The organism is Sphingobium xanthum, from assembly GCF_019737615.1.
Taxonomy (GTDB): Bacteria; Pseudomonadota; Alphaproteobacteria; order Sphingomonadales; family Sphingomonadaceae; genus Sphingobium; species Sphingobium xanthum.
Map to the genome: position 1 here is coordinate 117,753 of NZ_JAHKKS010000007.1, position 22,296 is coordinate 140,048.

Genomic DNA, 22,296 nt, shown 5'->3' on the forward strand with positions numbered 1-22,296 from the left:
ATCTATTACCTTTCCCGCAATGGCATTGCCGGGTCGATATCGTAGTGCGTGAGCTTCTTGCGTAGTGTGTTGCGGTTCATGCCCAGCGTTGCGGCCGCGCGGATCTGATTGCCGTCCATCGCGGCGAGCGTCTCGCCCAGCAGGACCGGCTCAATGACCGCAAGCAGACGATCGTGAAGCTCGCTCGCGTTCAGCCCCGCTCCCACGGCGAGCTGCTCCCGCGACCAGCGCCGCGCCGCTTCGCGAAGCTCGACCGCACCCGTTCCCGTCTGGCCGCCAAGCGATTCAGCGAAGGTCAGCACCTGCCGCAGATGCTGGACCTGAATTTCCTGATCGCGCGTCAGCACCGTCAGGCGCTTCATCAGGTTCTGCAGTTCGCGGACATTGCCGGGCCAGTCGTACAGATCCAGCAGGTTGGCAGCTTCTTCCGACAGAAGCTTGCGCGGCAAGCCGCCCGAGGCCGCCTGATCGAGGAAATGCCGCGCGAGTAGCGGAACGTCCCCTGCTCGCTCGCGGAGCGACGGCAGCCGGATCGGCACGACATTGAGGCGATAGAAGAGGTCTTCGCGGAACCGGCCATCGGCGATGAGGTTCGGCAGGTCCTGATTGGTCGCGGCGATGATGCGGACATTCACCCGCACTGGCCGCGTACCGCCGACGGTCGTCACTTCGCCGGACTGAAGCACGCGCAGAAGCCGCGTCTGCGCATCCATCGGCATGTCGCCGATCTCGTCGAGGAAGAGCGTGCCCCCCTCGGCCTGCTCGAACTTGCCGGCTGAGCGCGAGACCGCACCGGTGAAGGCGCCGCGCTCATAGCCGAACAGCTCCGCCTCGATCAGCTCACGCGGGATCGCCGCCATGTTGATCGCCACGAAAGGCTGGGCGCGGCGCGGGCCGAGGCTGTGGATCGCCTCCGCGACCAGTTCCTTGCCTGTGCCGGATTCACCGAGGACGAGGATATTCAGATCATTGCCGACGACGCGGGCAATGGTCCGGTAGACCTCCTGCATCTGTGGCGAGCGGCCGATGAGCGGCAATTCCTCGCTGGCGCCTTCCTCGCCCGGCTCCGGTGCATGGCTGCTGGAGCGGACGCTCATCGCTTCGGCAACGGCGCGGCTGAGCTCGTTCAGGTCGAACGGCTTGGGGAGATATTCGAAGGCTCCCTGCCCCGTCGCGCGCACCGCCGTGTTGAGCGTGTTCTGGGCGGAGAGGATGATGACCTTGAGGTCCGGCTCGTCCAGCAGCATCGCGCCGACGTCGTCGAGCCCGTCGCCGTCCGGCAGCATGACATCGGTAATGAGTACATCGGGCGCGAAGGCCGGCAAGGCCACGCGGCGCTCCTCGATCGAGCCGACCGTACGCACGATATGGCCCTGACGCTTCAGCGCTTCCGAAATGACGACGCAGATGGCCGGATCGTCATCGACGACGAGGATCTTGCCGGTGAGGCGCGTCATGGATGTATCCCCATCGGCAGGAGGACGCGGAAGATGGAGCGGCCCGCATGCTGATCGCGCTCATATTGAACGAGGCCATTCATGTCGCGGACGAGCTTGTCGACCAACGCGAGGCCGAGGCCCTGACCGCTGCGCTTGGCGGAAATGAAGGGATTGAACAGCACGTCGCGAATATTCTCCGGTACGCCGGGACCATTGTCGATCACCTGAAGCTCGATCTGCAGCGGTGCGGTGCCCTTGCCGCGCGTCGAGAGCACGGAGAGGCCGTGACGATAGGCCGTGGCGACCTGCACGGTGCCGCCTTCCCGGCCTTCGACCGCCTCGACCGCATTCTTGACGAGGTTGAGCATCACCTGGACGAGCGCATCGCCATTGACCTGCGCGAAGGGCAACGAGGGATCGTAAGTGCGCGTGATCGGGCAATTGCGCGCGAAGCCGGCGACGGCGATCTCCACCGCGCGATCGAGCAGCGGATAGATATTCTCCGGCCTGCATTCGAGAGGCTGATTGCTGGTGAAGCTCTGCATGCGGTCGATGAGGGCGGCGATGCGATCCACTTCATCGACGATGAGCTTGGTGAGCGGCCGCGTCGCCTCGCTGGCATCGCCTTCGAGAAGCTGGGCCGCGCCACGGATGCCGGAGAGCGGGTTCTTGATCTCATGCGCCAGCATGGCGGCGGCGCCGGTGGCCGAGCGCGCACCGAGCGAGGCGCGGCGCATGCCGAGCGTCTGCGATTGGCCATGGACATGCAGCGCGACGATCCGCCAGCGCTCGTCATCGAGCAGCGGGTGGATCAGGATATCCATCTCGACGGCTTCGTTGCGCCCGGCATGGACGCGAATGTCATAGGCCGAGAGTGGCTTGTCCGTCATCCAGATGGCGGCGTCCATGCGCGGATCGTCGATGCGCAGGACGCGGCCAATGACGCTGCCGACCAGCGCAGAGCGAGCCATGTTCAGCAGCGATTCGGCGCGGGCATTGGCGGTCGCGATGCGACCGTCCGGATCGATCAGCAGCGTGGCGACCGGATGCGCGGAGACAAGCTCGGCGGCGGCGGGAATGCCGCCCGTGGTCGGGAAAGGAGGGCTCGACAGCCTGTTTCTCCCGCGATCAGGCGGCATTCCGCGTCGGTTCGGAGCGGAGATGCTCCGGGCGCGCCAGCTCCGGATGGGCAATGAACGGCGCGTAGAAGCGCTCCAGCATATCGAGCACGCGGGCGGCCTCCGGCACCTGGTTCACGGCATTGCGGAACTCGGCCGAGCCTTGCAGGCCCTTGGTGTACCAGCCGAGATGCTTGCGGGCCATGTTGACGCCGGTCAGCTCGCCATAATGCTCCAGCATCGCGCGATAATGCTCGACGATGAGGGCATATTGCTCAGCGATATCGGGATCGGCGCGAGGCACCTCTCCGCTCAGCGCCTGCATGACCTGGCCGAGCAGCCAGGGCTTGCCATAGGCACCACGGCCGATCATGACGCCGTCAGCGCCGCTCTGTGCCAGCGCGGTCCGGGCGTCCTCGATCGAGCAGATGTCGCCATTGACGATGACGGGCACGGACACGGCGGCCTTGACCTTCGCCACGAAGGCCCAGTCCGCTTGGCCCTTGTACATCTGATTGCGCGTGCGGCCGTGAACGGTGATCAGCTTCGCGCCAAGATCCTCCGCGATATGGGCCAGCTCCGGCGCGTTGAGGCTGTCATGGCACCAGCCCATGCGCATCTTGACGGTCACCGGCACATCGACCGCCTCGACCGTTGCCTTGATGAGGCTCGCGGCGAGCGGCAGATCGCGCATCAGCGCAGAGCCGGCGTCGCCGCTCGTTACCTTGCGCACGGGGCAGCCCATGTTGATGTCGATGATCGCCGCGCCCTTCTGCTCGGAAAGCTTGGCGGCCTCGGCCATTTCATGCGGGGTGCAGCCGACGAGTTGCATCGAGACGGGCTCCTCGACGGCATGCCAGGCGGCCTTCTGGATCGACTGGCGCGTCTCCCGGATGGCGGCCGGCGAGGCGATCATCTCGGTGACGTTGAGGCCCGAGCCATAGCGGCGCACGAGCGTGCGGAACGGCATGTCGGTGACGCCCGTCATTGGGGCGAGGATCACCGGCTTGTCGATCGTCACGGGGCCGATCTGGATGGGTCTGAACGTCGTCATGGTCGAATTGCCTAAAAAACAGGCAGCGCCTGTAGCGTCAATGGGGTCCGAGAGCAAGAATGGCGACGGCGGTCCTTCTTTGTCCCGTGATGTAGGTTATTTTCTTTCAAAGGTTCGGAAAGTTCGGGGGTCGGCCCAAATTTAAAATTCCGGGACGTCGCGCATCGCCCTCTCTTCAATCGCGTGAACCGATTCCTGGCCATGCCATGCGGCCGCGTCTGTAGGACAGCGCATATTGCGCTTTCGCGCCGATGCGACAGCATCTAAGCGCTCGGCATGACCAGTGTCTCCCACGTCGCCGCCATCGTTCTTGCCGCCGGGAGCGGATCGCGCAGCGGCGGGAGCATGCTCAAACAATATCGTGTGCTGGCCGGGCGGCCGCTGCTGGCGCATTCGCTGGAGGCGATGCGGGCGCATGAGCGGATCAGCACGGTCCTGCTGGTGGTTCCGCCGGGCGGGCAGGAGGAGGCGGGTGCAACGCTTGGCGGGCTGGTCGAGGGACTGCTGATCGTCGAGGGTGGCAAGACGCGACGGCTTTCGGTTCGCAATGCGCTGGAGACGCTCGCTTCGGAAGCGCCGAGTCATGTGCTGATCCATGATAGTGCGCGCCCTCGCCTGCCCGCCGTCGTGATCGACCGGTTGCTGGAGGCGCTGGAAAGCGGCGCGATGGGGGCGATGCCGGTGCTGCCGGTCGCCGACACTTTGGTTGCCGCGGACGAGGCATTGGCGGGCGATGTGGTTGATCGGGCGCTTCTCCGGCGTGTGCAGACACCGCAGGCGTTCGATTTTCCGGCCATTCTCGAGGCGCATCTGGGCTGGGACGGCGCGGACGAGCCGACCGACGATGCACAGATGCTGCGCGGGCTTGGTCATGACGTCGTGCTCGTCGAGGGGGATGCGGCGTTGGAGAAGATCACCTATCCCGGCGATCATGAGCGGATGGAGCGGCAATTGGGCGACGCAATGATCGGCCGCACCGGTATGGGCTTCGATGTGCATCGGCTCGTGGCGGGCGAGGACTTGTGGCTCGGTGGCCTGTTGATCCCGCATAGCCATGGGCTTTCGGGGCATAGCGATGCGGATGTGGCCATCCATGCGCTGGTCGACGCGCTGCTGGGCGCATTGGCCGAGGGCGATATCGGCAGCCATTTCCCGCCGAGCGATCCGCAATGGCGCGGGGCGCGATCGGACCGGTTCCTGGCGTTCGCGGTGGAGCGCGTCGCGGCGCGGGGTGGCGTCATCGATCATGTCGATCTGACGATCATCTGTGAGGCGCCGAAGATCGGGCCGCATCGGGTGGCGATGAAGGCGCGTCTGGCTGAGATTCTAGGAATCTCCGAAGCGCGGGTGAGCGTGAAGGCGACCACGACGGAGCGGCTTGGGCTGACCGGGCGTGGCGAGGGCATTGCGGCGCAGGCTGTTGCGACGGTCCGGTTGCCGGCGGGGGACTGAGGCTGCGGTTTATAGCCCCTCCTCTTCAGAGGAGGGGTTGGGGTGGTGCTTTGGCGCTGAATGCTTGGCGCTGCGATGACGATCGCTGCGCGACACCCACCCCCTACCCCTCCCCTGAAAGGGAGGGGCTTAAGGCAGTCTCACCAGCCCGATCCGCCACCACCGCCGCCGCCGCCGCCGGAGGATCCGCCGCCTGACGATCCGCCACTGCTGCTGCTTGGCGATGTCGCAGCCGAGGAGACCGTGCTGGCGAGCGAGGAGCCGACCGTGCTCGCGAAGCCGCTTGGGTCGCGCCACATGTCGCTGTTGCCGCTGTACCAGCCCATCGATTGCGTCGCCGCGCCGGTGGCGGCTGCCGTCGCCAGAACAGCGGCGAACTTGTCGGCCCAGCGGTTCTCGACATCGAGCGCGATGGCATAAGGCAGGTAGCGTTCGAACAGTTCGGGTGTCTTTTCGGGCGGATGCATCGCGTCCAGTCGCTCTTCCTCCGTAATGCCGAGATAGTGGCGGAAGCCGGCGATCCGATCCATGACAGCCCTGCCCTCCACCGTCGGCGCATACATCCAGCGAAAGGCGAGGATGGCGACCGGCAGCAGCGCGAGTGGCGCCAGCACGACATAGGCCCCGTTCGTGATGGCGGCGATGACCGTGCCGAAAGCGAACATGACGGCGAGGCCGCCAGCGATGAAGACGCCGAGCCATGCGAGGAAATAGACCCATGTCTGCGGCCCGCTGCGGGCAATGAGGATCAGCCGCCAGGCGATGGCGAAGAGGCCGATCGCCGAAAGGGGGATGATGAACTGGCTCATCGGGCCGCTGGTGGGGTCGAGCATGATCGCGACCATGGCGATGACGATGATGGCGATGGGGATGGCGACGATGCCAGCGATTGCCCAGAGCTTGTTGTCGAGGAACATGGTGGTGCCGTAATCGCGCTTCAGGCCTGCCTCGAGCGCGGAGCGGGCGGCTTGCAGTGTCGCATGATTGCCCTGTTTGAGTTCGATGCGTTCGCGTCCGGCGAAGAGCGTCGAGCGCATCGCGCTCTCGGGCGCACCGACGTCGCTCGGATTGTCCGAGCGGCCTATGTCGGTGCGGCTCAGCGTGGTCGTACCGCGGCTCAGCCAGCCACCCTCCTCCTGATGGATGTGCAGTTTGCCGTGGACGCCGAGGTCGACGATGGCGGCCGAGAAGGCCTCATTGTCGAAACGCATTTGCGAGATGTAGCGACATGCGGCGGGGGACAGACCGTCGGGCGGCGAGAAGATCGGCACGACCGGCCCGGCACGGGGGCCCCGGCCGACCTTGATCCAGCTGCGCAGATAGAAGCCGACAAGGCCGACCAGCGCGGCGCCGGCCGCACCGATCGCGCCCCAATCCTCAAGCCACCAGCGCATGCGATCGCTCGATCCCGGCGCATCCAGCACACCCTTGGGGAACGCGGCGGCGACGGTGAGGCCCTGTTCACGCTGCAGTCCCTTCGTGGTGCGGAAGGCGATGAAGCCGGGGCGCTCCTCGATAACCTCTGCGTCGCGGTCGGTCGCGCCCTGATAGCCGGTATAGACGGCGCGATTGCCGAATTTGGTGTCGGTCGGCAGCGTGATCCGCGCCTCGGCAATATCGATCGGGAAGGTCCAGCCGGTGCCGGTCGCATTCCAGTAGATCTCGTCATATCCCTCGAAATAGCGGATCTGGCGCGTCGTCTTGTAACGGATGACATAAGTGTGGACGCCGATCGGCAGCAGCACATCGGCCGAGCCGATGCGGATGCGCACGCCGTTTTCGAGGCTCATGCGTTCCCATGGCTCGTCCTTGCCGTCGCGCTGCACGGAGACGACATCGAAGCCGACGCGCGTGCGCTGACCGAAGCCGGTCGAATAGCTGGTCGGAAAATCGCGCTGGATGCCGCGTCGTATCTGGTCGTTGAGCGAGACGAGACGGATTGTCTCGGTGACGTCGAGATCGCCATTCTTCTCGATTCTGACGTCGCTTGTGAAGCTGAGGATGCGCTCTTCGCCTTGCGAGAGCATGACGGCTTCCACCATTTGCGCCCGGGTCTGTGCCCGCGCCAGAAGCGGCACAAGCAGCAGAAGCAGAGCGGCTAGGAGGCGCATCGACATGCGCATCGACTCAGCTCTTGCTGCCGCCGAAATCGACGACCGGGGCGATCTGCAACGTCGCCACGTCGTCGGCGTAGGATTCTTCCTTCTTGAAGCCCATTGGCCCGGCGACCAGCACGTCCGGGAAGGATTCGACCGCGGTATTCAAGTCGCGTACCGTGGCGTTGTAATAGCGGCGAGCGCCGGCCAACTCCTCCTCGATCTCGGACAATTCGCCCTGGAGCTGGCGGAAATTGGCGTCCGCCTTGAGCTCGGGATAGGCCTCGGCCACGGCGAAGAGCTTGCCGATCATGCCGGTGAACGCCGCGTCGGCCTGCGCGGTCGCGCCGACACCTTTGGCCGTGGTCGCATCGGTGCGGTGGGCGGTGACGGCTTCCAGCGTCTCGCGCTCATGCGCGGCATAGCCTTCGACCGTGCGCACGAGATTGGGAATGAGATCGGCGCGTCGGCGGAGCTGGACGGTGATGCCGCTCCAGGCTTCCCGCACCAAAGCGCGCAGGCGGACCAGCCGATTGTAGATGACGATCAGATACAGCGCCAACAGGACGACAACGCCCAACACGATCCACTGCACCATTGATCCCCCCTCGATCGACTGCGTGATGCCTTTGGATCACAATCCGCGGCAACTGACCAGAGGCGATGCTAATGCCTTGGCTTTTGCGGACGATCAGCCCATGGTCGATCGCACCATGGCAGACGACGCGACGATCAGGGACACGGTTCTGCCCGAGGAGCTTGTTTCGCGCGCGCGGCAAGTCATCGAAGCCAACAAGAGAATCGGGCGGCGCATCGCGGTGGCTGAAAGCTGCACGGGCGGACTCGTTTCGGCGGCCCTGACCGAGATTCCCGGATCGTCATCCGTGTTCGAAGCAGGCTTCATCACCTACGCGAATGAGCAGAAGACCAGCCTGCTGGGCGTCGCCGGGGATGTGCTGGACACGTTCGGCGCTGTCTCGATCGCGACGGCCTGGGCGATGGCGCAAGGCGCGCTGACCCGCAGCGGCGCGGATGTCGCGGTCTCGATCACAGGCATTGCCGGACCGGATGGCGGGACCGACCTGAAGCCGGTCGGCACGGTGGTGTTCGCGCGGGCCGAGAAGGACGGCAATCCCAACAATATCGTGGCGGACCTGCGGCGCTTCGACAATGAAGGTCGCGGAAAGATCCGTCTTCACGCGGCGCTTTGTGCGCTCGAACTGCTGCTGCCGGAAGGCGCCGAGACGCCGGAGCCGTGAAGCACGGCGGCGCGCGCTTCGAACGCGCCGATCATCTTGCGCAGCGCCCGATCGAACATCTGACCGGCCAGCATCTCGAACACGCGGTTCTTGAACGCAAAATCGACCTCGAAGTCGATGAACACGCCCCCTGCCCCGTCGGGCCGGAAACGCCAGGCATTGTGCAGGAAGCGCAGCGGGCCTTCGATATAGTCGATGTCGATCCGCTCCGGGCGGAGCTTGTTGACCTTTGACGTGAAAGTCTCGCGCAGGCTCTTGAAGCCGACGATCATGTCCGCGATCATTTCTTCCGTCGTGCTGGAGCGAACGCGGATCGCCGTCACCCAGGGCAGGAACTGCGGATAGGCCCGCACGTCCGCGACCAGATCGAACATCTGCTCGGGTGAATAAGGCAAATGTCGCGTCTCGTGATGCTTGGGCATCAGGTGCTTTGCGCGGCTTTGGCGAGTGCGGCCTCGCGCGCGGCGCGCATCTGCCTGAAGTCGTCACCGGCATGATAGCTGGAGCGCGTGAGCGGGCTGGAGGCGACCTGCAGGAAGCCCTTGGCGCGCGCGATGGCGGCATAGGCCTTGAACGCCTGCGGCGTCACGAACTCCTCCACGGCGGCATGCTTTGGGGTCGGGCGCAGATACTGGCCCATTGTCAGGAAATCGACATCGGCCGAGCGCATGTCGTCCATCACCTGATGCACTTCGAGGCGCTGTTCGCCGAGGCCCAGCATGATGCCGGACTTGGTGAAGATCGAGGGGTCGAGCCTCTTGACCATCTCCAGCAGGCGCAGCGAGGCATAATAGCGCGCGCCGGGGCGGATCGTAGGGTAGAGCCGCGGGACCGTCTCAAGATTGTGATTGTAGACGTCCGGCCGCGCCGCGACGATCGCCTCGACGGCGGCCTCATGCTTGTTGCGGAAATCGGGCGTCAGGATCTCGATCGTCGTTTCGGGCGTCGTCTGGCGCAGCGCCTCGATCACCTTGACGAACTGGCGCGCGCCGCCGTCCGGCAGGTCGTCACGATCGACCGAGGTCACGACGATATGTTCGAGGCCCATCTCCGCGCAGGCATCGGCAAGATTCTGCGGCTCGCGCGGATCGACCGGGCGCGGCATGCCGGTCTTGACGTTGCAGAAGGCGCAGGCCCGGGTGCAGACATCGCCCAGGATCATCACGGTTGCGTGCTTCTTCGTCCAGCACTCGCCGATGTTCGGGCAGGCCGCTTCCTCGCAAACAGTGGCGAGGCCCTTATCGCGCATCAGCTTGCGCGTCGCCTCATAGCCTTTGCTGACCGGCGCCTTGACGCGGATCCAGTCGGGCTTGCGCGGGTTGAGGCCGCCGGGTGCGGATGAGAGATCGTTCATGCCGACCAGATAGCGATCCGCGCGCCACCTTGCCAGCCCTGACGAACTTGGGCAGATCAAATCCGATATGGTCACATTCACGAATATGCTTGAGGGTTATCGCCGATTCCGCGCCACTGGCTGGGCGAATCAGCGTTCGCGCTGGGACGAACTGGCCGATGGGCAGAGCCCGCGCGTGATGGTGATCGCGTGTTCGGACAGCCGCGTGGACCCGGCGGAAATTTTCGACACCAATCCCGGCGAGATTTTCGTCGTGCGGAATGTGGCGGCGCTGGTGCCGCCATTCGAGACCGCTCCGGGCCGGCATGGCGTCTCGGCGGCGGTCGAGTTTGCCGTGCAGGTGCTCGGCGTCGAGGAAATCCTCGTAATGGGTCACGGCCTTTGCGGCGGCTGCAAGGCGGCCCTCACACAGGAGCTGCACGACGCCCCTCCGGGCGAAGGGGGTTTTATCGCGAGCTGGATCTCGATGCTCGACGATGCCCGGGCGCAGGTCGTCGCCGAGCACGGCACGGATCAGGGCCGGATCGCCGGCCGCGCCATGGAGCAAGCCGCAGTCAAGGTCAGCCTTGCCAATCTGCGCAGCTTCCCGTGGATAAGGGAAAAGGAAGCGGGCAACGTCTTATCCTTGAAAGGCGCCTTTTTCGCGATTTCCGACGGGGTGCTGCACATATTGAATGAAGAGACCGGCACCTTCCTGCCCTATGAATGATCCCTTCCTGTTTTTCGTCTATGGGCTGCTCATGACCGGAGGCAGCGGCTACCGCGCCCTAGGCCTCGAAACGCGCGTGCGCCGCATCGGCCCCGAGAAGATTGCCGGACGACTCTATCATCTGGGGCATTATCCGGGGTTGGTGACGGGCCGGCACGGCGTGGTCCATGGCGAGGTCCTCACGTTCGAGGACCCCAGGCTGGTCGATGAGCTCGATGCCTATGAGCTCTACGATCCGGACAATCCGAGCCGCTCTGAATATCGGCGCATTCGCGTCGAAACGCTGGGCAGCGGCGAGAGCGTCTGGGCTTATGAATATAACCGCTCGACCAAGAACAAGCCGATCATCGCCACGGGGAACTGGCGGACGCGGTAGGCGTCCGGATAGGATTGGCGGATGCAGGTGAGTGCGAGACACGTCCGCATCGTCGGCAAGGTTCAGGGCGTCTTCTATCGCGGCTGGACCGTGCAGACCGCGCGTGCTCTTGGGCTTGCGGGCTGGGTCCGCAACCGGTTGGACGGCGATGTGGAGGCCATCGTACAGGGAAAGGAAGCCGACATCGCGCGCTTTCTCGAACTGGCGTGGACCGGACCTCCGGCGGCACGAGTCGATGATGTCTCGGACAAGGTGATCGAGGTGAGCGACCTCAGAGGGTTCGAGCAGCGCCCTACCCTCTGAGGTTTCCGGTCCGTTCGCTCAGCGCGTCAGCTTCTTGTAAGCGAGGCGCGTCGGCCGATCCGCCGCATCGCCGAGGCGACGGCGCTTGTCTTCCTCATAGGCCTCGAAATTGCCTTCGAACCATTCGACATGGCTATTGCCTTCGAAGGCCAGGATGTGGGTCGCGAGGCGATCGAGGAAGAAGCGATCGTGGCTGATGACCACGGCGCAGCCCGCGAAATTCTCCAGAGCATCTTCCAGCGCGCGCAGCGTCTCGACGTCGAGATCGTTGGTCGGCTCGTCGAGCAGGAGGACGTTGCCACCCTCCTTGAGCATCTTGGCGAGGTGGACGCGGTTGCGCTCGCCGCCCGACAGCTGACCGACCTTCTTCTGCTGATCGACGCCCTTGAAGTTGAACGCGCCGACATAGGCACGGGTCTGGATCTCGTGCTTGCCGATGGTCATGAGGTCATGGCCGCCGGAGATTTCCTCCCAGACATTATGGTTGGGATTGAGCGAGTCACGGCTCTGATCGACATAGCCGAGCTGGACGGTCTCGCCGATCTCGATGGTGCCGCCATCGGGCTTTTCCTGGCCGGTGATGAGGCGGAACAGGGTCGATTTGCCGGCGCCGTTCGGGCCAATGACGCCGACGATGCCGCCCGGCGGAAGCAGGAAGTTCAGATCCTCGAACAGCAGCTTGTCGCCATAGGCCATGGTGAGACCCTTGGCCTCGATCACCTTGCCGCCGAGGCGCTTGGGCGTCTGGATGACGATCTGCGCCTTGCCCGGCGCGCGGTTCTCCTGCTTCTCGACGAGTTCGTCGAAGGCACGGATACGGGCCTTGCTCTTGGTCTGGCGGGCCTTGGGAGACTGCCGGATCCATTCCAGCTCCTCCTTGATCGCCTTCTGCCGTCCGGCTTCCTCGCGCTCTTCCTGCTCCATGCGCTTGGCCTTGGCTTCCAGCCAGTTGGAGTAATTGCCCTCGAAAGGAATGCCGCGGCCGCGGTCCAGCTCCAGCACCCAGCCCACGACATTGTCGAGGAAGTAGCGGTCGTGGGTCACGAGGATCACGTTGCCGGTGTAATTGATGAGGTGCTGCTCCAGCCACTGGACACTCTCGGCGTCGAGATGGTTGGTCGGTTCGTCGAGCAGCAGGATATCCGGCTTTTCGAGGAGCAGGCGGCATAGCGCGATGCGGCGCTTCTCACCGCCCGAGAGATTGTCCACCTTCCAGTCACCCGGCGGGCAGCGCAGCGCTTCCATGGCGATCTCGAGCTGGTTGTCGAGCGTCCAGCCGTCGACCGCGTCGATCTTCTCCTGAAGCTCGCCCATCTCGGTCATGAGTGCATCGAAATCGGCATTTTCAGGCGGATCGCCCATGATCGTGCTGATCTCGTTGAACCGATCGACCAGATCGGCGACGCCGCGCACGCCGTCCTTGACGTTTTCGATGACGGTCTTGGTCGGATCGAGCTGCGGCTCCTGCGCCAGATAGCCGACCTTGATCCCCTCGCCTGCCCAAGCCTCGCCCTGGAACTCGGTGTCGATGCCGGCGATCACCTTCATGAGGGTCGACTTACCCGCGCCGTTGACGCCGATGACGGCGATCTTCGTGCCGGGCAGGAACTGGAGGTGGATATTGTTGAAAACGGGCTTCTGCGCGCCGGGGAAGGTCTTGGTGAGACCCTTCATGACGAAGCTGTACTGGACGGCCATCGAGATCGGTCCTCTGGATCGAATGTGTGGTTCGGGAAATCCGCGCCCGGTTAGCGGAGCAGGCTCGCCTTGGCAAATGTCTGCTTCACGCGGAGATCGACAGACATGATATGATGCTCCCGCCGAGATTTTACAGGGGCCGAGATATTGCGCTGCGGCAATTTCTAATTTGTTCGGTTGATAAGACTATTGATTTCCGCGCTCAGGGCGTTAATTGGGCGGCTCGTGCCCTTCAGTGGAGCACGCACTTTGCTATGGGAGCCAAATAAGATGAAGAAGTTTGCTGTGGCCGGCGCCGCGATCGCGCTCATGAGCCTGGCTGCGTGCGGCGAGAAGCCCGCCGCTGAGACCAACAATGCTTCGAACGAAGTCGTTGTCAACGAGGCTGAGAATGCTGCGAACGCCGCCGACAACGCTGCGAACGTCGCAATGAACGCTGCCAACACCGCGAACGCCGCTGCCAACGCGACGAACGCCGCGGAGTAATTGCAGGCGAACTTCGGTTCGAACGCAAATAGAAGGGCGGTACCGCAGTGCGGTGCCGCCCTTTCCGTTTGATGAGGACGACAAAAGCAGTCGGGCGAGTGCCGTTGCCGATTGCCGTCGCCTCCCGCCTCGGTTAAGCGGGCGGCCGTCGGGGAGTAGCGCAGCCTGGTAGCGCATCTGCTTTGGGAGCAGAGGGTCGCAGGTTCGAATCCTGTCTCCCCGACCACATCATCCGCGGCGTCGAGGAAATCCGCCGTGATTTGACCGATCTGGCACTAGCTTTTGCAGAGCCGCGGCTGAACGGCTCAAGACACTTGCAGAACGTGGCCGACGATGTCGATCTCCGCAAAGCGGCGTGAGCTGAAGACGGGAGAGCATGACATGGCGCATCGGATGATCCGGGCAGTCGCAGGAGCGCTGTTGATGAGCGTGCAGGCTGATGCGGCGCAGGCTCCGGCCGACAGCGTTGATGAGCTGGCGCGCGACGTCACGCGACTGGAATCGCTGCGTTCGGTCAAGAATTTGCAGCGCAGCTATGCGCAATATGCACAGTTCGGCCTCTGGAATGAAATGGCCGATCTTTTCGCCGGCAATGGTCGCATCCTTTGGGGCGACAAGGAAATTGCCGGTCGCGCGGCGATCGTCGCCTGGCTTCAGGAGCGCGGTGGTCCGGTCGGGACCGTGCCGGGCGCGATGAACACGCTGCTGATCGACGATCCGCTGGTCTCGCTTTCGATCGACGGCCGCTCGGCCAAGGGGCGCTGGCGTCATTTCGGCCTGATGGGCGACGGAAAGGGCGGCACCGCCATCGAAGGTGGGATGCACGAGAACCACTATGTGCTCGAAGGCGGCCGCTGGAAGATCGCGACGCTGCACTACTGGCCCGAGTTCGAGGGCAATTATGCGGATGGCTGGGGCAATGTGGGCGGGAACGCCCTGCCGATCGTCCCTTATCACTTCACGCCGGATTCGATGGGCGTACCGGTCCCCAAGCCGGATGGGCGGGCACCGAGGAGCGGCGTCTCGCTTGGCATGCTGGCCGCGCGGATCGCGGCGATGAATGCGCAGGACGACGTCCGCAATCTCCAGCACAGCTATGGCTATTATGTCGATCGCAAGATGTGGGACGACGTGGTCGATCTGTTCGCGCAGGACGGCGTGATCGAGATTGCCGGGGTCGGAACGTTCAGGGGCCGCGACGGCGTCCGCAAGGCCATGGAACTCATGGGGCCGGCAGGGCTTCGTCATGGCGAACTCAACGACAGGCCGCAATTTGGTACGATCGTCACCGTGTCGCCGGGCGCGGCCGAAGCCTATGCGCGCGGCACGGAAGTGGCGATGCTCGGGCAGGCCAATGAGGGCAAGGCGAGCTGGGAATTCAGCGTCTTCCGCAATCGCTTCGTCAGGGAAGACGGACTATGGAAAATCCGGGAGATGCGCATCCAGCCGTTGTTGAAGGCCGACTACAGGACCGGCTGGGGCAACGACGAGAGCGGGCGGACGTCGCCGGCTCCCCTGCCCGCCTTTCTCGGGCCGAATCCGGCGACCGGCAAAGCGGTCAATGCGGATGGGCAGACGATTGTTTCGGTGCGTCCCTTGACGAGCGCCGTCCGCGCTTCGGCAAGGCTTGCCGTGTCCAGCCTCGCCGATCTACGTCGGCGCTATCTGCGTTCACTCGCCTATGACGGGTCGATGAACGTCTCGGCGGCCTATGGCTTCTATCTCGACGATGCGCAGTGGGACGACATGTCCCGCATCTTCTCGATCAAGGGCAACAAGCAATCACCGTTCGCGGGCTATTATATCGGCCGGGACCGGATCGCGGGCGCCGCGACGGCACGCTATGGCGCGCAGCCTGATGCGAAGACCTACAGGCGTGGCATGATCCCTTATCACTGGCGGCCTCAGCCGGTCATCATCGCGTCGCATGACGGCCGCTCGACGAGCTTGCGCGCACGGCTGTTCCAGCCGTTCACCTCCAGGATCGACAAGGCATCGGGCAAGCCCAATCCCAATGCCATCAGTTCCGGCATGTATCCGAACGATCAGGTCGTTCTCGAAGACGGCGTCTGGCGGATGTGGACCTTGACCATCGACGAGCATTATTTTTCCTCGCCCAACTGGCAAGACGGCTGGGCTGCGGCGAAGGAACCCCCGCCGGGCGAACGGCCGCCGGCGAGTCCGCTCATGCAGCGTTACCCGCCCGATATCGCCATCACCGAACTCGGCCGGCGCGAAGAAGGCTTTCGCGGCGGGACAGGCACGACGATCACCTGGCCGGGCATTCTCCCCATGTGGTTCCATTACCGCAATCCCGCGAGCGGCCGGACGCCGGAGCGATACTGGCCCGACTGCGTGCCCTGCGAGATGCGGCCAGAGGCGAGGTTGACGGCGCATGGCTATCAGCTGCCGCCATCCGGCCCGCAGTCAGACGGCATCGCGGCAGAGAGCGGCAAGGCTGCCGGCCAGCCCTGAAGGCGGGGCATCAGTCGTTCTGCGATCCTGTGCGGCGTTTCGTTTGGTGAAACATGCGTTCGCAATTGAATCGATTGCCGTCGCGGAGGAAAACAGCCTCGGCCATTTCTGTCAAAAATACTCGACGAGTACGTTTCAATAAGTAAAACGATATTTCGATATTTGAGATTGAACCCGGTACAGCCGGAACGGAAGTGGGCCATGATACGGGAAGCACCCTCAGAGAAAAACAGCTCCATCCGCTCGGTCGAGCGCGCGATCGATCTCATCCAGGCTCTCAATCGCCGCCCTTTGTCCACCTTGCATGATCTGCACTGCGAGACCGGCCTGCCCAAGCCTTCGATCGTCCGCTTGCTGCGGACGCTCGAAGCTAAGGGACTGGCCGCGCAATCCTCCAGCTATGGCAGCTATCAGTTGCTCGGCCGGGTCAAGTCGCTGTCCAGCGGCTTCCATCATGATCCGCTGATCATCGAGGCGGCCGAGGACATCATGATCGACTTCACCAAGCGGGAGGGATGGCCCGTTTCGCTCGCGCTGTTTGACGTGAATGCCATGGTCGTGCGCGCCTGCACCATGCCCCTTACCTCGCTGGCGCTGATTCACTCCTCGCTCAATACTCGTCTGAGTGTCGTCAGCCGCGCGCTGGGGCGCGCGTACCTCGCCTTCTGTACGCCCAACGAGCAGAAGATCATCCTGGAGATCGCCAAGAACAACGACGATCCGGAGGATGAGGTGGCCCATAATCAGGAAGCGGTCGCGCGGATGATCGAGCAGGTGCGCGAGCGCGGCTATGCGACACGCGATCCGCTCATCCAGCCGCGATCCTCCACGCTCGCTGTACCGATCCGCCAGGGCGACCGCGTTGTCGCGAGCCTCGGCATGACATGGATTGCTGCGGGCATGCCGCTGCACAAGGCCATTGAGCAATATGCGCCGCGTCTCCGCGCGACCGCCGATTCCATCTCGCGCGAACTGGCAAGCCGCACGCCCAGCGCGCGCGTGCCGTTTCGTGTGCCGCTTGGTGAGCCCATCGCGGAATTGCCGGATCTCGATTGACGCTCTGCAACGCCCTGCCGCATTTCGGGGAACGCGCCTTCAGGCTTGGCTGTTCTTCCTATGCCCGGATCAATGGGCATGAAGAGGACCTGAAAATGGCAAATCAGAATCAGCAGAACGACCAGAACCGCCAGCAGAGCGGTGGTGACAAGCAAAACCAGCAGAATCAGCAGAACGATCAGAATCGTCAGCAAGGCGGTGGTGATCGCGAGAAGAGGGACGAACGCCAGGAAAATCAGCCTCAGCGCTGATCGTCCGATCGATCAGGGGACGGGCCGCCTTCGGGCGGCCCTTTCCTTTTGTGCAAGCAAGATGGTGGGCCCGGCAGGACTCGAACCCGCAACCTAGCCGTTATGAGCGGCCAGCTCTAACCATTGAGCTACAGGCCCCAAGCCATCAACCGGCAGCTGACACCGGCGAGCGAGGCGTTACCCCGCTCCCTCCCCATTTTGCAAGGGCCGTGGCAATCCGGTCAAAGGGCGGCGAGTAGCTCTTCCTGGCTCAGCGGCTGAACGTCGTGGCGCGCCAGATGATCGAGCACCTCGTCCCACCAGCGGTAGAAACGCTCCACGTCGGCGGCGTTGCGTGTGTAGGGCGTATGGCCCGGCTCGACCGTCGGCGAATGGAAGGAGAAGCTGAGGATCGGTACATCCTCGGCGATCAGGCTGTCTATCGCCGCGCAGCATTCGGCGGCGCTGATCCCCTCCGGTGTCAGCGGCACGCGCGAGAGCAGCCCAAAGCGCGAGAACGCACCGGCCAGCGCGCCGGTGCGCTGGAGACGCGGATGCAATTGCTCGCCCCAGGAGCCGAGATGGCCGACATAAGCGGTGGAGAGCGGGAGCTCGATCAGCTTGCCTTCCGGCCCGGCCCGATAAGGATGCAGCGGCATGCCGGAGAAGTCTGGGCCATGCTGGGCACGATAGTCGAACCGGCTGCGCACGGAGCTGTCCATACGGAAGCCCGCTTCCTCGAGCAGCCCAGCGGTATACGGGCCAACCCCATAGCGTCCGGCGCGATAGGCGAGCGGTCGGACACCCACACGCTCTTCGATCCGGTTGCGCAGCGCGATGAGCTTGGTGCGTTCCAGCGCGGGCGGAAGATTGCCGGCATAGCTGTTAAATGCGGAGACTTCCTCCTGGTGCGGCGGATTGACCCAGGGATGCAAGTGGGCGCCGACATCCGCGCGCCCCTCTTCGACCCAGGAGCGCAGGAGCGCGCTCGCGGCATCGTCGTCTATCACCGCATAGTCAGTGACATAGATCGGCTTCACGCCCGCGCTGCGGATGAACGCCTGAAAGCGCGCCATGCCGGCAACGACACTCACTTGCGTCGCGTTGCGGCTGAATGGCGCCGACCAGTCGAATTCCTCCTCCGTGTCGATCCACAGCATGAAGCGCCGCCCCATGGCCTGCGGCCAGGCGATCGCCGCGGCGGGCGATGGACGGTCGAGCAGATTGGCGACGGAGAGTGCCACTTTCGGGTGCCTTGCCTTGAAGTGATCGCAGGCTTGCCGGTCTAACGGAAAATTCCTGCTGTTGGCTTAAGCCATGGCGGGCCGGGCAGGCAAGCTCAGCGCAGATTCTCCTGATCGCCGTCGAATGCGGCGGCAGCGGGCAGGATCACCCCGAACACCTCCGGCGCGATGTCGAACGCGCCGCCGAGATGCGACGCGATACCGCGCACCAGCTTCAAGGTGAAAGCGAGGCCGAGCGGTGGAGCATCGCGCAGCTTCTGATCGACCAGATAGCCATGATCCAGCAGGTCGCGGTCGGCGAGGTCGCGCAGCGCCTTCGGACGCAGCATGACGAGGCCCACGGACGCGCCGACGGGATCGGCCGCAATGCGCAGCGTCAGGCGCTCCCCCTCGCCCAGCGCGGCATAGCCGGCACGGACAAGATGAGACAGCATGCGCTCGATCTGACTGCGATCCCCGCCGATCAGCGGCAGATCGGCTTCCGCCTCGATGTCGATGCGCGATGGGCCGTCAGGATCGAAGCTGGTGACGACCGACCGCAAGATGCCGGTCAGATCGACGCTCTCGGCGGCAGTGCGATGGTCGCCATGCTCGATGCGGCTTGCCATATCGAGATCGTCGAAGGTCGATGTGAGCGAATGGGCATCTGAGAGGATGCGCCGGGCCATGTCGCGATATTCGTCCGTGACCGGTCCCATGAGCTGCGCCTCGATCATCTCGGCATAGCCTTGAATGGCGTTGAGCGGCGTGCGCAGCTCGTGAATGAGCTGGCGTGTGCTGGCGGCCGACAGCCCTGCCCAGCCGCTGCCCTGCGCTGCCGGATTGGCGCGCACCATGCCTTCATACGCGAATTCGCGTCGCGCCGAGCCGGCATAGCCGAGGAAGCGGCCGCTGGCCCGATCGAAGCGTGGATCGGCAGCGATGCGCCATTCGCCCTCGAGCGGTCCATCCCCGATGGTGAAGCGCGCATGCTCGAAGGCCGCACGTCGCCGGAAGGCGCCCAGCGCCATGCCGTCAGCGCCATGGCGGCTGTCGAGCGCGGGCATGCCGATGCTCAATCCGGCCGCCGCAGCACGCGGTGCGCCGGACACGAAGCGCATCGTCCCGACCGCGTCCGTTTCGAAGGCGAACTCGGACACAGGCGGCGGTGCATACGCCGGCTCGCGCTGAACGGGCTCCAGCTCGGGAAGATCGTCCTCCACGGGAAGGGCGGGCGCATCCGGACGCAACGTCCGGGTTTCCTTGTAGCGCTCGATCTGCTCGACGATCCGGCCGATCTGGCTCGTTTCCGGGGTTTCCCTCGTCGCATCGGCCGCGACCTGCGTCAGTTCCAGCGCGTCGAGCATGTCCTGTGTCACCAGCGACGGCAAAGCGAGGTCGATCGACCCGAACTGGCGCAGCGTTGCCTTGGCGAGCGAGTCGAGGTCATCACGTCGGCGCAGAACGCTGCGCGCAAGCGGACCAAGATCGGGAATGATCGCCGCCCAATCCGCGTCGGTCAGACGCACACGGGCCATCATGGTGGAAACGAGCGTCGGATGATCCTGCGACAACAGGCGCACGAGCCCGGGCGAGCGCAGGCGAGGTCCGAGTTCGGCGACCGAGGCAATGCGCTGATCGACGCTGATCTGCGTGCGCATTTCGGCGACCATGCCGAGCACGATGTCGCGCTGCTCCGCGTCGAGCGCATTGGCCGAATCCGCGCCGGACACATCATATTGCGCGAGCAGATCGATGCACTGGCGCCAGCGCGTCACGGTCGCACTCGTCCCCTCGCCCATATTGGCGAGCACGGTGCGCAGAAGATCGTTGAAGCGCATGGCAGTCCCGGTTCCCATCGTTAACCGGTGACTAACCATGGTTACCGGCAGCGGCTAGGCGTTAAAAATGGGACGTTGCATTGTGGGACAATTTCGTTGTGGCGACATTATCTTCTGGTATATGTCGCGACAACGAAAGGAAATATCAGGCATGCCAGGCGCCGCCATCGACGAAATCGACCTGAAAATCCTCGACGCGCTGCAGGCTGACGGCCGCATGACCAACGTCGATCTGGCCGCGAAGGTCGGCCTGACCGCCCCGCCCTGCCTGCGCCGGGTCCGCACGCTGGAGGAGCGCGGCTATATCGCCTCCTATCATGCGCATCTCGATCCCGTCGCCCTGGGCTACACGATCACGGTGTTCGCCATGGTGAGCCTCAAGAGTCAGGCGGAAAGCGATCTGCGCGCCTTCGAAGCTTATGTGGCCGAGCTGCCGCAAGTGCGCGAATGCCATATGCTCAACGGCGAGATCGACTTCATCCTGAAAGTCGTCGCGCAGGATTTGCGCAGTTTCCAGCAGTTCCTGACCTCGAAGCTCACGCAGGCGCCCAATGTGGCGAGCGTCAAGACCTCGCTGACCATTCGCACGTCCAAGAACCTGCCGGGCGTTCCGATCGAGGAATGACGCCGAAGGGGATATGAAAAAGCCGGCGGAGGCAAGCCCCGCCGGCTTTTTCGTCAATGTCGTGAGCCGATCAGGCAGCCGGTGCTGCAGGCGCAGCCGCCGGCGCACTCACCCAGACCGACCAGAGATCGGCGATCTGCTTGCGCACGCCTGTGCCCTGAACCTTGCCGAAGGCTTCGGCCGCACCGGCCTTGTCGCCCGAGCGGGCGAGCGCGATGCCGAGGCGCGTGTTCACTTCATTGGCATCGACCCCGCCCTTGGTGAGGGCAAGGCGATAGAGCTCGGCAGCCTTGGCATATTCGCCATAGCTCAGGAAGGCGTTGGCAGCCGATGCGGCGGGCTTTCCGGTCGCGGCGGCGGCGGCGGCTTTCTCGGACGCCGGCAGCGACGCCTTGTCCTTGGCGATGCTGCCATTGGCGAGCTGATAGAGATCGCCGAGCGCGGCCTTGTCGATCTCGCCACTGGCGCGGCCGGTGTCGATGACGCTCTTCACTTCGCCCGGAAGGCCCAGACGCCAGGCGGCTTCGGCATATTCATTGTAGCTATAGGCGTTCTGCAGCGACTTGCTCGACTGCATGAGGCGCAGCAGGTCGATATTCTCGTCGCGCGTCATGGTCGAGTTGCTGTCCTGCAGCATGCGCAGGGCGAGACGCCAGTTTTCCGCCGTGCCGGCATGGGCGAGCGCGAGCTTGGTCCACGTGCCGGCGCCCGGATCGCTGCTGTTCATCGCCATGCGGAAGCCGAGATTGTACCAGCTCGGATCGGCTGCCTTGCCGGTTGCCTGCTCGGTGTCGATCGCCTGCTTGAGATAAGGCAGGCCCTGCTGGATGAGCTGCTTGCCGGCAGGCGTGTATTGATTGTTGGCGATGTGCGCGCGCGCCTCGGCGAAATAGGTGTTGGCGAGCTGCGCCGTCGTGCCCGAGCCGCCGAAACCGGCCTTGGCCGCGGCATCGAGATGCGTGCGGGCGCCGGCATAGTCATTGCTCTTCAGCGCGAACTGGCCGACATAATAATGGAATTTGCCGACGTCGGCCGCGGGCGCCATGCCGGAGGCGAGGATCTGCTCCAGGCCCTTGCGCTGCAGCGCTTCGTCCTTGAGGCCGAGGCCGATGTTCAGCGTGAGCTGGCCGAGGAAATAGGTGTCGTCCGGCTTGGTCGCCGTCTGCGCGATCTCTTCGGCCTTAGCCTTGGCACCGGCGAAGTCGCTGGCGGCCGTCAGCTTCTGCAGTGCTTGCGCGCCGGGCATGAAGCCCTTGCTCAGCGACAGCTTCGGCGCGGCATTCTGCTCGGCCTTCTCATCTTTCTTCTTTTGAGCCATCGCGCTCGACGGCACGACCAGACCGACCGAGACAGCGGCCAGCGCGATCGACAGGGCGGTGTTGGACAACAAGCGCATCAATCATTCCTCCAAACCAAGATCAAAATGTCTGCTCGCCGGGATCGAAGGCCGGACATTCAGTCACGGATTTCCTCATGGCGATATGTGCGTGAACCGCGTTTGA

At 64.2% G+C, this 22,296-nt stretch carries 21 protein-coding genes and 2 tRNA genes; 11 read left to right on the forward strand and 12 right to left on the reverse strand.

Annotated elements, in window-relative coordinates; all coding sequences use genetic code 11:
• Positions 1-5 precede the first annotated feature (5 nt).
• Genes ntrC through dusB form a run of 3 tightly spaced genes read right to left on the reverse strand, consistent with a single transcriptional unit; the run spans position 6 to position 3,611 of the window.
• Positions 6-1,457 carry a nitrogen regulation protein NR(I) gene (ntrC, locus tag KM135_RS12755; RefSeq protein WP_221714403.1) on the reverse strand — a complete coding sequence of 484 codons (1,452 nt, stop codon included), beginning with the start codon at positions 1,455-1,457 and terminating at the stop codon, positions 6-8.
• Positions 1,454-2,578, reverse strand: coding sequence for a two-component system sensor histidine kinase NtrB (locus tag KM135_RS12760; protein ID WP_221714404.1), 1,125 nt, complete (start codon positions 2,576-2,578; stop codon positions 1,454-1,456). The genes ntrC and KM135_RS12760 overlap by 4 nt, the downstream gene beginning before the upstream one ends.
• The gene (gene dusB, locus KM135_RS12765) at positions 2,568-3,611 is read right to left on the reverse strand and encodes a tRNA dihydrouridine synthase DusB (protein WP_221714405.1); all 1,044 of its coding nucleotides are present in this window, start codon (positions 3,609-3,611) and stop codon (positions 2,568-2,570) included. The genes KM135_RS12760 and dusB overlap by 11 nt, the downstream gene beginning before the upstream one ends.
• Positions 3,612-3,887: 276 nt before the next feature.
• Between dusB and KM135_RS12770 the strand changes: the two genes are divergently transcribed.
• Positions 3,888-5,063 (forward strand): bifunctional 2-C-methyl-D-erythritol 4-phosphate cytidylyltransferase/2-C-methyl-D-erythritol 2,4-cyclodiphosphate synthase, encoded by a 1,176-nt coding sequence (locus KM135_RS12770; protein WP_221714406.1) that lies wholly within the window; start codon positions 3,888-3,890, stop codon positions 5,061-5,063.
• A gap of 140 nt (positions 5,064-5,203) precedes the next feature.
• Here KM135_RS12770 and KM135_RS12775 read toward each other — a convergent pair whose 3' ends face one another.
• Together KM135_RS12775 and KM135_RS12780 are read right to left on the reverse strand one after the other, a co-directional pair.
• Positions 5,204-7,180 (reverse strand): DUF2207 domain-containing protein, encoded by a 1,977-nt coding sequence (locus KM135_RS12775; protein WP_221714407.1) that lies wholly within the window; start codon positions 7,178-7,180, stop codon positions 5,204-5,206.
• 10 nt (positions 7,181-7,190) lie between these two features.
• The gene (locus tag KM135_RS12780) at positions 7,191-7,757 is read right to left on the reverse strand and encodes a LemA family protein (RefSeq protein WP_221714408.1); all 567 of its coding nucleotides are present in this window, start codon (positions 7,755-7,757) and stop codon (positions 7,191-7,193) included.
• 133 nt (positions 7,758-7,890) lie between these two features.
• Here KM135_RS12780 and KM135_RS12785 point away from each other — a divergent pair, with 133 nt between their 5' ends.
• Positions 7,891-8,418 carry a CinA family protein gene (locus KM135_RS12785; RefSeq protein ID WP_221714499.1) on the forward strand — a complete coding sequence of 176 codons (528 nt, stop codon included), beginning with the start codon at positions 7,891-7,893 and terminating at the stop codon, positions 8,416-8,418.
• On the opposite strand, the gene KM135_RS12790 is transcribed toward KM135_RS12785, so the two are convergent.
• On the reverse strand, positions 8,355-8,840 hold the full coding sequence (locus tag KM135_RS12790) for a type II toxin-antitoxin system RatA family toxin (RefSeq protein WP_221714409.1): 486 nt from the start codon (positions 8,838-8,840) through the stop codon (positions 8,355-8,357). The two genes, KM135_RS12785 and KM135_RS12790, sit on opposite strands and share 64 nt — an antisense overlap.
• Positions 8,840-9,772 carry a lipoyl synthase gene (lipA, locus tag KM135_RS12795; RefSeq protein WP_221714410.1) on the reverse strand — a complete coding sequence of 311 codons (933 nt, stop codon included), beginning with the start codon at positions 9,770-9,772 and terminating at the stop codon, positions 8,840-8,842. The genes KM135_RS12790 and lipA overlap by 1 nt, the downstream gene beginning before the upstream one ends.
• A gap of 67 nt (positions 9,773-9,839) precedes the next feature.
• Here lipA and KM135_RS12800 point away from each other — a divergent pair, with 67 nt between their 5' ends.
• The 3 genes from KM135_RS12800 to KM135_RS12810 are packed head-to-tail and all read left to right on the forward strand — an operon-like array spanning position 9,840 to position 11,160.
• Complete coding sequence (locus KM135_RS12800) at positions 9,840-10,481, forward strand: carbonic anhydrase (protein ID WP_221714411.1); 642 nt, start codon at positions 9,840-9,842, stop codon at positions 10,479-10,481.
• On the forward strand, positions 10,474-10,857 hold the full coding sequence (locus tag KM135_RS12805) for a gamma-glutamylcyclotransferase family protein (RefSeq protein ID WP_221714412.1): 384 nt from the start codon (positions 10,474-10,476) through the stop codon (positions 10,855-10,857). Before KM135_RS12800 ends, KM135_RS12805 begins: the two co-directional genes overlap by 8 nt.
• 21 nt (positions 10,858-10,878) lie before the next feature.
• The gene (locus tag KM135_RS12810; protein ID WP_221714413.1) at positions 10,879-11,160 is read left to right on the forward strand and encodes an acylphosphatase; all 282 of its coding nucleotides are present in this window, start codon (positions 10,879-10,881) and stop codon (positions 11,158-11,160) included.
• Positions 11,161-11,178: 18 nt separating this feature from the next.
• On the opposite strand, the gene ettA is transcribed toward KM135_RS12810, so the two are convergent.
• Positions 11,179-12,858 carry an energy-dependent translational throttle protein EttA gene (gene ettA, locus KM135_RS12815; protein WP_221714414.1) on the reverse strand — a complete coding sequence of 560 codons (1,680 nt, stop codon included), beginning with the start codon at positions 12,856-12,858 and terminating at the stop codon, positions 11,179-11,181.
• Between the two features lie 270 nt (positions 12,859-13,128).
• On the opposite strand from ettA, the gene KM135_RS12820 reads away from it, so the two are divergent.
• The 5 genes from KM135_RS12820 to KM135_RS12840 all read left to right on the forward strand — a co-directional run bounded on the left by KM135_RS12820 (position 13,129) and on the right by KM135_RS12840 (position 17,126).
• Positions 13,129-13,344, forward strand: a complete 216-nt coding sequence (locus KM135_RS12820; protein ID WP_221714415.1) for a hypothetical protein — start codon at positions 13,129-13,131, stop codon at positions 13,342-13,344.
• A 149-nt stretch (positions 13,345-13,493) separates the two neighbouring features.
• Positions 13,494-13,570: transfer RNA gene (locus tag KM135_RS12825), tRNA-Pro, on the forward strand.
• Between the two features lie 197 nt (positions 13,571-13,767).
• Positions 13,768-15,819 (forward strand): nuclear transport factor 2 family protein, encoded by a 2,052-nt coding sequence (locus KM135_RS12830; RefSeq protein WP_246606045.1) that lies wholly within the window; start codon positions 13,768-13,770, stop codon positions 15,817-15,819.
• A 201-nt stretch (positions 15,820-16,020) separates the two neighbouring features.
• Positions 16,021-16,875, forward strand: coding sequence for a DNA-binding transcriptional regulator (locus KM135_RS12835; protein WP_221714417.1), 855 nt, complete (start codon positions 16,021-16,023; stop codon positions 16,873-16,875).
• Positions 16,872-17,126, forward strand: coding sequence for a hypothetical protein (locus tag KM135_RS12840; RefSeq protein ID WP_221714418.1), 255 nt, complete (start codon positions 16,872-16,874; stop codon positions 17,124-17,126). The genes KM135_RS12835 and KM135_RS12840 overlap by 4 nt, the downstream gene beginning before the upstream one ends.
• Positions 17,127-17,188: 62 nt before the next feature.
• Here the strand turns inward: KM135_RS12840 and KM135_RS12845 are convergent.
• The 3 genes from KM135_RS12845 to KM135_RS12855 all read right to left on the reverse strand — a co-directional run bounded on the left by KM135_RS12845 (position 17,189) and on the right by KM135_RS12855 (position 20,169).
• Positions 17,189-17,264 (reverse strand) — tRNA-Ile (locus tag KM135_RS12845).
• Between the two features lie 83 nt (positions 17,265-17,347).
• Positions 17,348-18,349, reverse strand: a complete 1,002-nt coding sequence (locus KM135_RS12850) for a polysaccharide deacetylase family protein (protein ID WP_221714419.1) — start codon at positions 18,347-18,349, stop codon at positions 17,348-17,350.
• Between the two features lie 95 nt (positions 18,350-18,444).
• Positions 18,445-20,169 (reverse strand): sensor histidine kinase, encoded by a 1,725-nt coding sequence (locus tag KM135_RS12855; RefSeq protein ID WP_221714420.1) that lies wholly within the window; start codon positions 20,167-20,169, stop codon positions 18,445-18,447.
• 151 nt (positions 20,170-20,320) lie between these two features.
• Here KM135_RS12855 and KM135_RS12860 point away from each other — a divergent pair, with 151 nt between their 5' ends.
• On the forward strand, positions 20,321-20,794 hold the full coding sequence (locus tag KM135_RS12860) for an Lrp/AsnC family transcriptional regulator (protein WP_221714421.1): 474 nt from the start codon (positions 20,321-20,323) through the stop codon (positions 20,792-20,794).
• 70 nt (positions 20,795-20,864) lie between these two features.
• On the opposite strand, the gene KM135_RS12865 is transcribed toward KM135_RS12860, so the two are convergent.
• Positions 20,865-22,190, reverse strand: coding sequence for a hypothetical protein (locus tag KM135_RS12865; RefSeq protein ID WP_221714422.1), 1,326 nt, complete (start codon positions 22,188-22,190; stop codon positions 20,865-20,867).
• Between the last annotated feature and the right edge of the window lie 106 nt (positions 22,191-22,296).